We start from the raw sequence: 13,430 nt of genomic DNA, 5'->3' as shown, positions 1-13,430 counted from the left end.
TTCACATCTCCATGCCGAGCATCTTTCCGACGGTGTGGACGTCCTTGTCCCCGCGCCCGGAGAAATTGACGATCATGATCTGGTCCYTGCCCATGGTSGGYGCRAGCTTGATCGCATGGGCAATCGCATGGGCCGATTCCAGCGCCGGGATGATGCCCTCAAGCCGCGTCGTCATCTGGAACGCCTCGATCGCCTCATCGTCCAGAATGGGCGAATAGATCACACGGCCTGAATCCTTCAGCCAGCTATGCTCCGGCCCGACGCCGGGATAGTCGAGCCCGGCAGAGACCGAATGCCCGTCGAGGATCTGCCCGTCATCGTTCTGCAGAAGATAGGTGCGGTTGCCATGCAGCACGCCGGGGCGACCCGCCGTCATGGAGGCGCAGTGCTCTTCGCCTTCAAGCCCGCGCCCACCGGCCTCCACGCCGTGGATCTCCACCTGACGGTCATCAAGGAAGGGGTGGAACAGGCCGATGGCGTTCGAGCCGCCGCCCACCGCCGCCACGATGGCATCGGGCAGCCGGCCTTCGAGCTCCTGTATCTGCTCGCGCGCTTCCGTGCCGATCACCGACTGCAGCTCACGCACCAGCTCGGGATAGGGATGCGGGCCTGCCGCCGTGCCGATCAGATAATAGGTGTCCTCGACATTGGTCACCCAGTCGCGCAGCGCCTCGTTCATGGCGTCTTTCAGCGTGCCATGACCCGAAGAGACCGGCTTCACCTCGGCGCCCAGAAGATGCATGCGGAAGACGTTCGGCTTCTGCCGCTCCACATCGGTCGCGCCCATATAGACCACGCAGGGCAGGCCGAAGCGGGCGGCCACGGTGGCAGACGCCACGCCATGCTGGCCGGCGCCGGTCTCGGCGATGATGCGGGTCTTGCCCATGCGCTTGGCGAGCAGGATCTGGCCAAGGCAATTGTTGATCTTGTGCGAGCCGGTGTGGTTCAGGTCTTCGCGCTTGAAGTAGATCTTCGCGCCGCCCAGATGCTCGGTCAGCCGTTCGGCGAAATAGAGCGGCGAGGGCCGGCCCGTATAGTGGCGGCCCAGATATTCAAGCTCRGCSCGAAACGCCGGRTCGTTCTTCGCCTCATTCCAGTGTTTTTCCAGATCGAGGATCAGCGGCATCAGCGTCTCGGCCACAAACCGGCCGCCGAAGATCCCATACATGCCCTCGTCATCAGGGCCAATCCGGAAGGAATTGGGTTCTGCCGGTTTGTTCAAGCCACTCTCCTCATGCCGGAGCCGCATCTGGTTCAAGCGCCCGCCGGATGGCGGCGAAGAAGTTGCGTATCAATTCCGGGTCTTTCTCGCCAGGCGCGCTTTCAACGCCAGACGAAATGTCTATTCCGCGCGGCGTCGCGGCTTTCAGGGCCGCGCCAATATTGGCCGCATTCAGGCCACCGGAAAGCATGTAATCCACGTTATCGTCAAGGCCGGCCAGAAGCTGCCAGTCGAAGGAGACCCCATTGCCGCCGGGAAGCTCGGATCCTTTCGGCGGCTTGGCATCGAACAGGAAACGGTCGGCAACGCCGCGATAGGGTGCGATGCGATCCAGATCGGCCGCCTCGCGGATGGCGAAGGCCTTCATCACCGGCAGGCCGTAGCGTGCTTTCACCTGGGCGACGCGCTCCGGGCTCTCGCCGCCATGAAGCTGCAGAACATCGGGCTGAACAGCGCTCACGATGGCATCCAGTCCCGCATCATCGGCATTCACCGAAACGGCAACAGCCTGTGCGCGGCCAAGGGCTGCTTTTCGCAGGTTTGCAGCCGTATCGGTCTCCACATGGCGAGGGCTTTTCTCGAAGAAAATAAAGCCGATATGGCTCGCCCCGCCATCGAGTGCTGCCGCCACGGTTTCATCGGTCTTCAGACCACAGATTTTCACGTCGAGTGTCATAAAAGGGAAGTGGCACGAAACAGCGGCAGAGTCGAGGCTGGAGACGGTCGCGCCAGGCGCCGGCATCTCAATAGCAATCAGGCAAACCTGCCCTCAGAGACAGACCCGGAAAAGCACGCCCGTCACTCAAACCAAATGGCCTGTAAAGCCGTGCCGTTGCGTTTCAGCCAGTCCTTGCAACGGTCCGTTTCGGGGCACAGCTCCCGGCAGAGCTTCCAGAAACGGGCGCTGTGGTTCATCTCTTTCAGATGCGCGACCTCATGAGCGACCAGATAATCGATCACCAGCGGCGGAGCCATCATGATGCGCCAGGAAAATGAGAGTGTGCCATCGGAGGTGCAGGAGCCCCAGCGGCTCCTGGTGTCGCGGAAGCGGATCGCGCGGGCGCGTTTGCCGATGGTGGTGGTATGCTTTGCCACCAGAGCTTCGATGTCGCGCTTGGCCTCGCGCTTCAGGAAGTCTGCGACCCGCCGTGGCAGGCGCTCCCCCTCCCCAGGCACAACGATCACGGGCGCGCCTTCGTGCACGGCAAGCCGCGCAGCGCCACGCCCCTTCGGTTCGTGCACGATGAGATGCGGCACGCCGCGCACCGGGATCTTGATGCCCGGTCGGACCAGAGGTCGTTCGGGCAGTTTTTTCAGCTTCTGCTCAAGCCAGCCGGTGTGGCGGTCGAGAAACTCTTCCACCTCACGGGAGCGGGAGAGTCCCGGCGGAACGGTGACGCGAAGACCCCGTCCGCCAGGCTCGATACGCAGCGTTAACCGCCGCGCTCTGGCATTTTCGACAATGCGTAGCGGCAGCTCCCGTCCGGCAACGCGATGCATGCGTTCGGCCGGAGGAGCTGCCACCCTGAGCCCGATCATCTTGTTGAGGAAACCAAGCGCCATGGAGAAAGAATAAGCGATTCGTGGAGAAAAACGCGTAAAGAAAACGGCACCTCGATGAGATGCCGTTTCAACCGTTTACCTGTTGTCCACTGGATCAGGCCTCGTCGGTCACATCGGGGACGGACTTGCCGCGGCCCGATTTGCGACCCTTGTTGCGTTCGTTCATGAAACGATCGAACTCTTCCTGATCCTTGGCCCGGCGCAGCTCGCGCATGTAATCATCGAACTCGTCGCGCATCTCGTCGAGCTTGCGGCGTTCCTCGGCGAGGCGCTCCAGCTCCTTGTCGCGCCAGTCGTCAAAGGCGACGTTGCCTGTAAACGCATGACGCTTTGATGCACGCCGGCAGCCGGCGAAAACTTCATCGGTTTTTCGGTTCACGTCCTTCTTGAACTCCCCGAGCCGGTCACCCCACAGAATGTAGGCGAGCATGGCGAGGCCGAGCGGCCAGAACACCATGAAACCCACCACCATCAGAGCAATCGTCGCAGGCGTCCAGGCGGGACGGATAAGCGCAGAATTTGTCATGTTCACCCGTTCCTTTCCTTGAGCATGCAACCCCCGGGAAGCTGCATGGTTTCGAAATGGGGGCTCAATTTTCGAGATTCAAGGAAATGATAAACGAGAATCGCACAAATATTTGATTTTACGACATTTATTTACACATTTCCGTATCATTCCGGCAACCAGCCTAAACCGCGCGCTCGATCAAACCTTCCAGTGACCGCAAGATCAGTGCGATGTCCTGCGGCCTGGAAAGCCGATGATCGCCGTCGCCGATGAGCGACAGGGTGACGTCATCCGCCGGCAGGTGTTCGGTAAGCCGCATGGCGTGGGTGAAGGGAACGTCGGGATCGGCTTTGCCCTGCAGAATGTGGACCGGGCAGTGTGTGTCGAGAATGCCATCAAGCACCCGATTGCGCTTTCCGTCCTCAAGCAGCGCGCGTGTATAAATGTAGGGTTCGTCGGAATATTCGGAGGGCTCTTCCATATACCCCTTCTCTTCAAGCTCCCGGCGATTGGCCGCCGACATTTTGGGCTCGACCAGCTCGCTGGTGAAATCGGGAGCCGGCGCCAGGAGAAGCAGGGCGGCCAACCTGTCACCCTCTCCCTCCTCGTTCAGCTTCTGCGCCATCCGCAGGGCGATCCACGCGCCCATGGACGACCCGACGAGGATCTGCGGCCCTTTCGTGAAAGCCCGGAAAACGCCAAGGCTCTGCTCCAGCCAGAGAGAGATCGTGCCTTCTTTGAACGCGCCGCCGGATTCACCATGGCCAGAATAATCATGCCGCAGGAAAGCGTGGCCCTTTTTGGCTGCCCATCCATCCAGTGCCTCAGCCTTGGTGCCGAGCATGTCGGATTTATAGCCGCCCAGCCAGACGACACCGGGTGCGCGGCCCTCCCGATATCGGTATGCGATCTGCGTATCGCCAATCGTCAGAAAGCTCGCCTTCGCATCACTCATCAACTGTCTCCCATACCGGAACCAATGGTCGATCACACGCTTTCCCGTTCAGGCAGAACGAGAAACGTGATTCTTTTGCCCTTATATGCTATTGACACTTCGCCTGCCGAGACGACATACGCCTCGTCTCAAAGGCAAAGCCGAAACAAGTGGTTCAACAATCAGGAGATCACGACCATTCGCAGACCATTCAAAGCGCCGCCTCAGAAAGTAGAAGGCCCGCGCGCAAACCGCGACATCCGGGTTCCCCAGATTCAGCTCATTGACGATGAAGGCAACAACCGCGGCGTTCTCGACACGGAAGAAGCCCTGCGTCTTGCCGAGGAAGCGGGTCTGGACCTGGTAGAGGTGGCTTCCAACGCCAAGCCGCCCGTTTGCAAGATCACCGATCTTGGAAAGATGAAATATCAAAGCCAGAAAAAGGCTGCCGAGGCGCGCAAGAAGCAGAAGACCATCGAGATCAAGGAGATCAAGATGCGTCCGAACATCGACACCCATGACTATGAGGTGAAGATGAAGGCAGTGCGCCGCTTCTTCGAGGCTGGCGACAAGGTCAAGCTGACGCTGCGTTTCCGCGGCCGCGAAATGGCGCATATGGAACTCGGCATGCAGCTCCTCAACCGGGTCAAGGAAGAGGTCGAGCCTATTGCCAAGGTGGAAGCCGAGCCTAAGCTCGAAGGCCGTCAGATGATGATGGTTCTGGCACCGCGCACCACCTGATTGGCACTGCGCCCGTAAAGACGCACACCAACACGACAACAAGCCGGGGCTCGCTCCGGCTTTTTCTTTCGCAAATGCGCCGCATTCTTTTCCTAGGCGTCATTTCCTGTCAGTTTTGAAAAAGCCTGACGATGGGGTGCAACATCATCCGGGATGCGAGAATGTCGATTCATCAAATTGCGCTGGGGCAATTCCAGCGCCTGCGTATCGCGAGCTTCTGGCTCATCGCTGCATTGCTTTGCGGCTTTGTTCTCTTCTTCCACTCGGGCTGGGCGCACTATCAGCCTCTCGGCATCGATATCGAGGAAATCATCGAAATCGCGGGGCTCGGACTCATCGGCATCGCCATCGCGGGCAGACTCTGGTGCACGCTTTACATTGGCGGGCGCAAGGCAGCAGAGCTCGTGCAGGACGGCCCCTATTCCATGACGCGCAACCCGCTCTATCTCTTCTCCACCATTGGAGCCATGGGGGTCGGCGCCCAAACCGGAAGCATGGTGGTTGCGGCGATCTGCGGCGTTCTGGCGGCCTTTATTCTCAGCATCACCACGCGCCGGGAAGAGCACCACCTGCGCGAAACCTTCGGCGAGGCCTACGACGCCTATCTGGCGCGCGTACCCGCCTTCATTCCGAACCCGCGTCTCTTTCACGATCCCAAAACGCTGACCATTTTGCCCGAGCGCCTTTATGGCACGCTGCGGGACGGGCTGATCTTCTTCCTCTCGATGCCCGCGTTCGAACTGGTAGAGTACGCTCAGGATCACGCGCTCCTGCCGATCCTTTTCCGTCTTTACTAACGAGGCGCGGGCAACACACCATCAAATGAGGAGTTGCGCAAACGGACGGTCGCCGCTATAAGGCCGCGTTCCTGGACCGGCCGGCAGGGCATGCCGTGGCGGTCCTTAATGCTGAAATGCGCATGCGTGACACTGTGGGAAGCGGAAGCCGCTCGGCGCGCTTCACGCGACAGGTAGCGCAAGCGATAGAACGGAGAAGCAAAATGCCCAAGATGAAGACAAAGTCTTCTGTCAAGAAGCGGTTCAAGGTAACCGCCACCGGCAAGGTGAAAGTCGCAGCCGCTGGCAAGCGCCACGGCATGATCAAGCGTTCCAACAAGTTCATCCGCGACGCCCGCGGCACGATGGTTCTTTCCGATCCCGATACGAAGATCGTGAAGAAGTTCATGCCCTACGGCCTGTGATCGCAGGAACCCCGGAACAGATTTAAGGAGATCATGTCATGGCACGCGTAAAGAGGGGCGTTACCGCCCACGCCAAGCACAAGAAGGTCATGAAAGCCGCAAAGGGTTTCTACGGCCGTCGCAAGAACACCATTCGCATCGCCAAGCAGGCGGTCGAGAAGTCGCTGCAGTATGCCTACCGCGATCGCAAGGCCCGCAAGCGCAATTTCCGCGCCCTGTGGATCCAGCGCATCAACGCCGGCGCGCGCGAACACGGCCTGACCTATGGCCGCTTCATCGACGGCCTCAACAAGGCCGGCATCGAGATCGACCGCAAGGTGCTGGCCGACATGGCCGTGCATGAGCCGCAGGCCTTCGCCGCTCTGGTGAAGAAGTCCAAGGAAGCGCTCGTGTACCTCAAGGACACCACCCCGAATGCTTTTGAAAGCGCTGTCGCTTAAGGTCAGCGCTTCCCGAAGCAAACAGGTTTAATTCGGGAAACCCGCGCTGGCAGGGCTGGCGCGGGTTTTTCTTTGCGATGATGACCATGGATGACGAGACAGAGAACAAAAGGGACGTGCTTTCGCCGGAAGCGACGGCGGCGCTCCTGCGCCTGCTCATTACCGGTGAGCGTCGGCGCGTTTCGTCTACCGTGCTGGATGGGCATACCGTCTGGATCAAACGCTATGACGTGGAACGTCAGCCGTTGGCCAAATGGCTTCACGGGGCAATGACCCCGCTGATGCCGGTCGCCTTTCTGCGAGCCTCGCCCAGCACGAACACCGCCACCGCCATCGAGCGCGAAGTGCGCAAGCTCGAGGCCTTCCGCAGGGCAGGGCTACCGACAGCGAAACTGCTTTTCCGCAACGACCGGGTTCTGGTCCTGTCGAATGTCGCCCCCATCGCCCAGAGTGAGCTCGATATGCTGGCACGTCATGGCGAACATGACGCCCATGACGGTCTTCTGGTACAGGCGGCGGAAGCGCTATGCAAAGCGCACGGACTTGGCCTCTGCCACGGTCGGCCACACCCGCGCGACATGTTCATCACCGGGGATGGCCACTGGGGCTTTGTGGATTTCGAGGAGGAACCCGAGGCCGCGATGCCGCTTGCGACAGCGCAGGCGCGCGATGTGTGGCTTGTCTTTCTTCAGATCTGCATGCAGGCGAAGCTGCCGGACACGCCGCAAAGGGCATTCGACGCATATTTCTCCGAACCGCCCCGGCTGGTGGCCGACGAGTTGCGGCGGATCATTCGGTTTTTTGCGCCGCTCATCCCCCTTCTTGGTGCAATCGAGCACTGGGGGCTTGGCAGCGACGGCAAGCGCGTGTTGAAAGCAACACGGTTCTTGAAATCGGCTCTCGGCAAAACGGTGGAGATCTCCACCGACAAGAGCCAGAAAGATATGAAAGCCAAAAGGGGCTACGAGGCATGAGCGAACTCGAGGAACTGGAAAAGACCATCGCCGGGCAGATCGAAGCTGCCGCCGACGAGCAGGAGATCGAGGCAGTGCGCGTGGCCACGCTCGGCAAGAAGGGCTCAGTCTCGCAGATGCTGAAAACGCTCGGCTCCATGTCCCCGGAAGAGCGGCAGGTGATGGGCCCGGCGATCAACGGACTGAAGGCGCGCATCACCGAAGCGCTGACTGAACGGCGTGATGCGCTACGCAACGCCGCCATCGACGCCAGGCTCGAGCGCGAGAAGGTGGATGTCACCCTGCCCGTGCGCCGCCCACCCGCCGAGCGCGGCCGCATTCACCCGATCAGCCAGGTGATCGACGAGATCACGGCGATCTTCGCGGATATGGGTTTTTCCATCGCCGAAGGACCGGACATCGAGACCGACTATTACAATTTCACGGCGCTGAATTTCCCCGAAGGCCATCCGGCGCGCGAGATGCACGACACATTCTTCTTCCCGCCGGATGAGAAGGGTGAGCGCAAGCTTCTGCGCACGCACACCTCGCCGGTGCAGATCCACACGATGGAGGCGCAGGAGCCGCCGATCCGCATCGTCATTCCGGGCAAGACCTACCGGCAGGACTCGGACGCGACCCATTCGCCCATGTTCCACCAGCTCGAAGGTCTGGTGATCGACAGGACGGCCAATGTTGCCAACATGAAGTGGGTGCTGCAGGAGTTCTGCAAATCCTTCTTCGAGGTGCCGCATCTGAACATGCGCTTCCGCCCGTCCTTCTTCCCCTTCACCGAGCCGAGCCTGGAGGTGGACATCCAGTGCGACCGCTCGCAGCCGGGCGAAGTGCGCTTCGGCGAGGGCAATGACTGGATGGAGATCCTCGGCTGCGGCATGGTGCACCCCAATGTGCTGCGCGCCTGCAATCTCGATCCCGATGTGTATCAGGGCTTTGCCTGGGGCATGGGCATCGACCGCATCGCCACGCTGAAATACGGCATGCCGGACCTGCGCGACTATTTCGACGCCGATGTGCGCTGGATCGAGCATTACGGCTTCCGCCCGCTGGACCTGCCGACGCTGTTCGGCGGATTGAGCGCCTAAGGAGATAGACCAATGAAATTCACGCTCTCCTGGCTCAAGGAGCACCTTGAGACCGATGCCACGCTCGACGAGATCGTCGAAAAGCTCACCATGATCGGCCTCGAGGTCGAGGAGGTGGACGACAAGGCATCGCTGAAGCCCTTCGTGATTGCAAAGGTTCTGACCGCCGAGCAGCATCCCGATGCCGATCGGCTGCGGGTGCTTTCCGTCGACACGGGCGACGGCAAGCCGGTGCAGGTGGTGTGTGGTGCGCCCAATGCGCGCGCGGGTCTCGTCGGCGCCTTTGCAGCGCCTGGCACCTATGTGCCCGGCATCGACGTCACGCTCTCGGTCGGCAAGATACGCGGCGTGGAAAGCCACGGCATGATGTGCTCGGAACGCGAATTGCAGATGTCGGACGAGCATGACGGCATCATCGACCTGCCCGAAGACGCCCCCGTCGGCATCTCCTTCGCAAGCTGGGCAAAGCTCGACGATCCGGTGATCGAAATCGGCCTGACGCCGAACCGGCCCGATTGCACCGGCGTTCACGGCATTGCGCGCGATCTGGCAGCCGCCGGCCTCGGAACGCTGAAGGATGGGCCCATCGCGCCGGTGGCGGGCAAGGGGGCCTGCCCTGTCGAGCTGACCATCGAAGCGCCGGAGCTTTGCCCCGGTTTCGCGCTGCGACTCGTGCGCGGCGTGAAGAATGGCGCCTCGCCAAAATGGATGCAGCAGCGCCTGACGGCCATCGGCCTGCGTCCCATCAATGCGCTGGTCGACATCACCAACTATGTGACCTTCGACCGGGGACGCCCGCTCCACGTCTTCGACGCCGCCAAGGTGAAAGGCAATCTCACCGTACGCCGCGCCAAGGATGGCGAGACCGTGCTGGCGCTCGACGAGCGCGAATACAAGCTGACGCCGGAAATGTGCGTCATTGCCGACGAAAACGGCGTTGAATCCATTGCCGGCATCATGGGTGGCGAGCATTCGGGCTGTGATGAGAACACAACGGATGTGCTGATCGAATCCGCCCTATGGGATGCGATGAACATTGCCCGCACGGGCCGCGACCTCGGCATCATCACCGATGCGCGCTATCGCTTCGAGCGTGGCGTCGACCCGGAAATGATGGAGCCAGGCCTTGAGCTTGCTACCCAGCTCGTTCTCGACCTGTGCGGCGGTGAGGCCACCGAAAGCCGCGTTGTCGGCTATGAAGGCTATAAGCCACGCAGCATCACCTTCCCGGTGAGCGAGGTGAAGCGCCTGACCGGTCTCGACGTGTCGAGCGCCGAGAGCAAAGATATTCTCAATCGCCTCGGTTTCGCCTCCACCGGCGACGGCGATGTGCTGGAAGTGTCCGTACCATCCTGGCGTCCAGACATCGACGGCAAGGCCGATCTGGTGGAAGAGGTGATGCGCATTCACGGCGTCAATGAGATTGCGCCGCAGCCCCTGCCCTCTCACGGCGCGGTCAACGGTCAGATCCTTACCGTGCTTCAGAACCGTACGCGCCAGGCGCGCCGCGCGCTCGCCGTGCGCGGCATGCTGGAGGCTGTCACCTGGACCTTCATCGACGAGAAGCAGGCAAAGCTTTTCGGCGGTGGCGATGCTTCGCTCAAACTCTCCAACCCGATAGCCGCCTCCATGTCGGACATGCGCCCCTCATTGCTGCCGGGCCTCATCGCAGCAGCCCAGCGCAACGCCGCGCGTGGCTATGCCGATGTGGCGCTGTTCGAGGTGTCGAGCACTTATGAGAACGACAGCTATGAAGGCCAGCGCCGCGTGGCGGGCGGCATTCGTCGCGGCACAGCGGTGATGGACGGTGCCGGGCGGCACTGGTCGGGCAACAGCGCGCCGGTCGGCGTGTTCGATGCCAAGGCCGATGCGCTGGCAGCCCTTGAGGCTGCGGGCGCACCCGCCGACAAACTGCAGGTGGTGGCCGGCGGTCCGGACTGGTATCACCCCGGCCGCTCCGGCACGATCCGTCTTGGGCCGAAGATCGTGCTTGCCACGTTCGGTGAGATACACCCGCGCACGCTGGAGGCGCTGGATGCCGAAGGGCCGATCTGTGGTTTCGAAGTGTTCCTCGACGCGATTCCCGAGCCGAAATCCAAGGCGACACGCACCAAGCCGCGTCTCGACCTTTCGCCCTTCCAGCTCGTGCGGCGCGATTTCGCCTTCGTGGTCGACAAGTCGGTGGAGGCAGCAACCATCGAGCGCGCGGCAGCCGCCGCCGACAAGAAGCTCGTCACCGGTGTGCGCGTGTTCGACATTTTCGAAGGTGCCTCGCTTGGCGAAGACAAGAAGTCCGTCGCCATCGAAGTCTCGATCCAGCCGCGCGACAAGACGCTTACGGATGAGGAGCTCGAAGCCATTGCCGGCCGCATCGTCGCCAATGTCGGCAAGCAGACGGGCGGCGCACTGCGGGGTTAAACGCGTTCAGCGGCGGCCTTTCGGCAGCTGTTTCGCTTCGCGGACGAGCGCAGCAATGTGCTCGTCCGCTTTTTTGTGGCGCTCGATCTTTTGCTGTTCGGAAAATTTCTCGAATTCCGCGCGCGCATGATCCTTTGCAGCATCCGCACTCACACCGCCGCCTGTGCGCAGGACGGCCGGCCAAGACCTTCGAGCTGTTGGTCGAGAAGCCGGGTTGCATCCTCCATGACCACAAGCCGGCCTAGATCCGCCTGATCCTCGAAGATATCCAGAAGGATGGTGGTCAGGCGGTTGAGCTCACGGATTTCAGCCTCGGCAAGATAATTCTTTGAGACAGTTACGTCCCGCTTGCGGATCGTGTCGCCTGGCCAGCTTTGCAGCCCCATATTCTCGACCTGTACTTGTGTGCATTTTTTGCACAGAAGTCTCTTCGTCGAGTTCTCCCTCCTCCAAAATGTTTGCAATATGTTTGGTGATGACGCTTCGCTCACGCCCGAATAGTCGGGCGATCTGTTCCTGCGTCATCCAGAGCGTTTCGCCCTCATAGCGAATATCGAGCCGGAGCCCCTTTCACCATCGTAGATCAGAAACCGGTCTCCGGTTTCTGCATCTTCCACGAGATGGACGGGTTCATCCGCTTTCATGCGCCTCTCCAAGGGTTTCCAGAACATTAGAAGAACAAAATGGCGCGCGAAACCTTGCCGGTTTTCAATCCCCGGCATAGAGCGGATCACCGTTTCATAGAAACGCTGCTCCGCTCAATCCTTCCCTCTCTTCCCGCATTTGTGCGGACGTCAGGTGATTCCACCTGACTGCAAAATGCTCTATGTGTTTGCCTGCGCAAAACAGGAGGAAAGTGCATGTTCCGTTGGGGCGTTCTTTCGACGGCAAGGATTGGCCGCGAACAGGTGATTCCGCAGATCCAGGATTCGGAAAACGGCGTTGTGACGGCGATCGCCAGCCGCGATGAATCGAAGGCGCAGGCAGTGGCGGACCGCTTCGGCATCCCCCACGTGTTTTCTTCCTACGACGCGCTTCTTGCCTCGCCCGAGGTCGACGGCGTCTATATTCCGTTGCCCACCTCCGATCACGTGGCCTTTGCGATCAAGGCCGCGGATGCCGGAAAGCACGTGCTTGTGGAAAAGCCTCTGGCACTCGATGCCAAGGAGATTGCCCGCGTCATCGAGGCACGCGACCGCAACAATGTGGTCGTATCGGAAGCCTTTATGGTGACGTATCACCCACAATGGCACAAGGTGCGCGATCTGATCGCCGAAGGCGCGATCGGGCGGTTGCGGCATGTGCAGGGCGTGTTCTGCTACCACAATGTCGATCCCGACAACATGCGCAACAAGCCCGAGCTTGGCGGTGGCGGTCTCCCCGACATCGGCGTTTACCCCACCGTGACCACGCGCTTCGCCACGGGGCTGGAGCCCGAGCGCGTGCAGGCCGTGGTCGAACGCGACCCGAAATTCGGCACCGACATCTACTCTAGCGTCAAGGCCGACTTCGGCACGTTCGAACTCAGCTTCTACGTGTCGACGCAGATGGCGCTTCGCCAAAGTATGGTGTTCCACGGCGACAAGGGGTTCATTGAGGTGAACGCGCCCTTCAACACACCCGACTATGGCGATACGCGGGTGACGCTCTTCAGCGCAGATCACAACAGCGCCAGCATCTTCCGCTTTCCACGTGCACGTCAGTATCGTTTGCAGGCGGAAGCCATTGTGCGGGCGGCAGAGGGCGGCGCGGAAGCAACTGTCTTCACGCTTGAAGACTCGATCAGGAACCAGAAGCTGATCGATGCGATCTTCCGTGCCGGCGCGCATGACGGCTGGGAGACCGTTTAGCGTTCAGCATCAGTTCAAACGGGCCCGCGGCGCTTTCTTGCAAAAAATATGTGCCGGCCTATGCGTCCGAGCTTGTGCAGACGCCGCGCCCATCCCGGACGCACATAGCTGGCATGGTAATGCGTAGCCGCGCTCAGGGCCTGCAAGCGACCATCGGCTGAGCTCGTTTCCCTGGCGCACTCATTGGCGCAACTCTGCATGGCCGCAGCAATCTCCCGGGCCCGCCGCCAAGGCTTCTCTTCCTTTGGAAGGAGCGCCACGCCGGTGCATGTGAAAGAGAACTGGCAGCGATAGGGCCTGTGTGCGTTCTGAAACACCACGCCACAAATAGTGCTGGGGTACGATGCGGAGCGAACACGGTTTACGATGACCATCGCAACCGCCTTCTGGCCGTCTACGGGCTCGCTGCGCGCCTCATGATAAACCGCCGCCGACAGACAGGTCATCTCGGCTTCCCTGATAAGGGAGGGCAACACTGGATTGAATGCGGAACGCCG

The 13,430-nt window shown here is 60.9% G+C and carries 16 protein-coding genes; 8 read left to right on the top strand and 8 right to left on the bottom strand.

Annotation, left to right across the window (positions count from 1 at the left end):
* Position 1: 1 nt before the first annotated feature.
* The 5 genes from trpB to HF949_RS03535 form a co-directional block, all read right to left on the bottom strand.
* Positions 2-1,222 (bottom strand): tryptophan synthase subunit beta, encoded by a 1,221-nt coding sequence (trpB, locus tag HF949_RS03555; RefSeq protein WP_292898328.1) that lies wholly within the window; start codon positions 1,220-1,222, stop codon positions 2-4.
* Positions 1,223-1,232: 10 nt separating this feature from the next.
* Positions 1,233-1,898: a phosphoribosylanthranilate isomerase gene (locus HF949_RS03550; protein ID WP_292898327.1), complete on the bottom strand. Its 666-nt coding sequence runs from the start codon at positions 1,896-1,898 to the stop codon at positions 1,233-1,235.
* A gap of 122 nt (positions 1,899-2,020) precedes the next feature.
* Positions 2,021-2,785, bottom strand: coding sequence for a M48 family metallopeptidase (locus HF949_RS03545; RefSeq protein ID WP_292898326.1), 765 nt, complete (start codon positions 2,783-2,785; stop codon positions 2,021-2,023).
* 94 nt (positions 2,786-2,879) lie between these two features.
* The gene (locus HF949_RS03540; protein WP_292898325.1) at positions 2,880-3,311 is read right to left on the bottom strand and encodes a DUF2852 domain-containing protein; all 432 of its coding nucleotides are present in this window, start codon (positions 3,309-3,311) and stop codon (positions 2,880-2,882) included.
* Between the two features lie 163 nt (positions 3,312-3,474).
* Positions 3,475-4,248 carry an alpha/beta hydrolase gene (locus tag HF949_RS03535; RefSeq protein WP_292898324.1) on the bottom strand — a complete coding sequence of 258 codons (774 nt, stop codon included), beginning with the start codon at positions 4,246-4,248 and terminating at the stop codon, positions 3,475-3,477.
* Between the two features lie 177 nt (positions 4,249-4,425).
* Between HF949_RS03535 and infC the strand changes: the two genes are divergently transcribed.
* From infC to pheT, 7 genes are all read left to right on the top strand, one after another.
* Entirely contained in the window at positions 4,426-4,968 is a 543-nt protein-coding gene (infC, locus tag HF949_RS03530) for a translation initiation factor IF-3 (protein WP_229450069.1), read from the top strand.
* Positions 4,969-5,129: 161 nt separating this feature from the next.
* Positions 5,130-5,765, top strand: coding sequence for a methyltransferase family protein (locus tag HF949_RS03525; RefSeq protein WP_292898323.1), 636 nt, complete (start codon positions 5,130-5,132; stop codon positions 5,763-5,765).
* Between the two features lie 203 nt (positions 5,766-5,968).
* On the top strand, positions 5,969-6,169 hold the full coding sequence (rpmI, locus tag HF949_RS03520; protein ID WP_007009054.1) for a 50S ribosomal protein L35: 201 nt from the start codon (positions 5,969-5,971) through the stop codon (positions 6,167-6,169).
* Positions 6,170-6,207: 38 nt separating this feature from the next.
* The gene (gene rplT / locus HF949_RS03515) at positions 6,208-6,609 is read left to right on the top strand and encodes a 50S ribosomal protein L20 (RefSeq protein WP_025029706.1); all 402 of its coding nucleotides are present in this window, start codon (positions 6,208-6,210) and stop codon (positions 6,607-6,609) included.
* A gap of 86 nt (positions 6,610-6,695) precedes the next feature.
* Positions 6,696-7,583 (top strand): serine/threonine protein phosphatase, encoded by an 888-nt coding sequence (locus HF949_RS03510; RefSeq protein WP_292898322.1) that lies wholly within the window; start codon positions 6,696-6,698, stop codon positions 7,581-7,583.
* Entirely contained in the window at positions 7,580-8,665 is a 1,086-nt protein-coding gene (gene pheS, locus HF949_RS03505) for a phenylalanine--tRNA ligase subunit alpha (protein WP_292898321.1), read from the top strand. Before HF949_RS03510 ends, pheS begins: the two co-directional genes overlap by 4 nt.
* Before the next feature lie 12 nt (positions 8,666-8,677).
* On the top strand, positions 8,678-11,083 hold the full coding sequence (gene pheT, locus HF949_RS03500) for a phenylalanine--tRNA ligase subunit beta (protein WP_292898320.1): 2,406 nt from the start codon (positions 8,678-8,680) through the stop codon (positions 11,081-11,083).
* A gap of 149 nt (positions 11,084-11,232) precedes the next feature.
* Here the strand turns inward: pheT and rhuM are convergent, their stop codons facing one another.
* Complete coding sequence (rhuM, locus tag HF949_RS03495; RefSeq protein WP_292898319.1) at positions 11,233-11,469, bottom strand: RhuM family protein; 237 nt, start codon at positions 11,467-11,469, stop codon at positions 11,233-11,235.
* A gap of 135 nt (positions 11,470-11,604) precedes the next feature.
* The gene (locus HF949_RS03490) at positions 11,605-11,727 is read right to left on the bottom strand and encodes a hypothetical protein (RefSeq protein WP_292898318.1); all 123 of its coding nucleotides are present in this window, start codon (positions 11,725-11,727) and stop codon (positions 11,605-11,607) included.
* A gap of 216 nt (positions 11,728-11,943) precedes the next feature.
* On the opposite strand from HF949_RS03490, the gene HF949_RS03485 reads away from it, so the two are divergent.
* Positions 11,944-12,933 carry a Gfo/Idh/MocA family protein gene (locus tag HF949_RS03485; protein ID WP_292898317.1) on the top strand — a complete coding sequence of 330 codons (990 nt, stop codon included), beginning with the start codon at positions 11,944-11,946 and terminating at the stop codon, positions 12,931-12,933.
* Positions 12,934-12,947: 14 nt separating this feature from the next.
* Here HF949_RS03485 and HF949_RS03480 read toward each other — a convergent pair whose 3' ends face one another.
* Positions 12,948-13,307 (bottom strand): cell wall hydrolase, encoded by a 360-nt coding sequence (locus HF949_RS03480; protein WP_441338398.1) that lies wholly within the window; start codon positions 13,305-13,307, stop codon positions 12,948-12,950.
* Between the last annotated feature and the right edge of the window lie 123 nt (positions 13,308-13,430).

Origin of the sequence: Nitratireductor sp. (assembly GCF_017794765.1) — a bacterium.
Lineage (GTDB): Bacteria > Pseudomonadota > Alphaproteobacteria > Rhizobiales > Rhizobiaceae > Nitratireductor.
Note: the sequence above shows the minus strand (reverse complement) of the source record. Positions and strands in the feature narration are given on the sequence as shown.

Bases quoted from the DNA above. Each gene is read 5' to 3' on its own strand.
- HF949_RS03550 (WP_292898327.1), bottom strand. From the start codon at position 1,898: ATGACACTCGACGTGAAAATCTGTGGTCTGAAGACCGATGAAACCGTG.
- HF949_RS03545 (WP_292898326.1), bottom strand. From the start codon at position 2,785: ATGGCGCTTGGTTTCCTCAACAAGATGATCGGGCTCAGGGTGGCAGCT.
- HF949_RS03540 (WP_292898325.1), bottom strand. From the start codon at position 3,311: ATGACAAATTCTGCGCTTATCCGTCCCGCCTGGACGCCTGCGACGATT.
- HF949_RS03535 (WP_292898324.1), bottom strand. From the start codon at position 4,248: ATGAGTGATGCGAAGGCGAGCTTTCTGACGATTGGCGATACGCAGATC.
- HF949_RS03525 (WP_292898323.1), top strand. From the start codon at position 5,130: ATGTCGATTCATCAAATTGCGCTGGGGCAATTCCAGCGCCTGCGTATC.
- rpmI (WP_007009054.1), top strand. From the start codon at position 5,969: ATGCCCAAGATGAAGACAAAGTCTTCTGTCAAGAAGCGGTTCAAGGTA.
- rplT (WP_025029706.1), top strand. From the start codon at position 6,208: ATGGCACGCGTAAAGAGGGGCGTTACCGCCCACGCCAAGCACAAGAAG.
- HF949_RS03510 (WP_292898322.1), top strand. From the start codon at position 6,696: ATGGATGACGAGACAGAGAACAAAAGGGACGTGCTTTCGCCGGAAGCG.
- pheS (WP_292898321.1), top strand. From the start codon at position 7,580: ATGAGCGAACTCGAGGAACTGGAAAAGACCATCGCCGGGCAGATCGAA.
- pheT (WP_292898320.1), top strand. From the start codon at position 8,678: ATGAAATTCACGCTCTCCTGGCTCAAGGAGCACCTTGAGACCGATGCC.
- rhuM (WP_292898319.1), bottom strand. From the start codon at position 11,469: ATGGGGCTGCAAAGCTGGCCAGGCGACACGATCCGCAAGCGGGACGTA.
- HF949_RS03490 (WP_292898318.1), bottom strand. From the start codon at position 11,727: ATGAAAGCGGATGAACCCGTCCATCTCGTGGAAGATGCAGAAACCGGA.
- HF949_RS03485 (WP_292898317.1), top strand. From the start codon at position 11,944: ATGTTCCGTTGGGGCGTTCTTTCGACGGCAAGGATTGGCCGCGAACAG.
- HF949_RS03480 (WP_441338398.1), bottom strand. From the start codon at position 13,307: ATGGTCATCGTAAACCGTGTTCGCTCCGCATCGTACCCCAGCACTATT.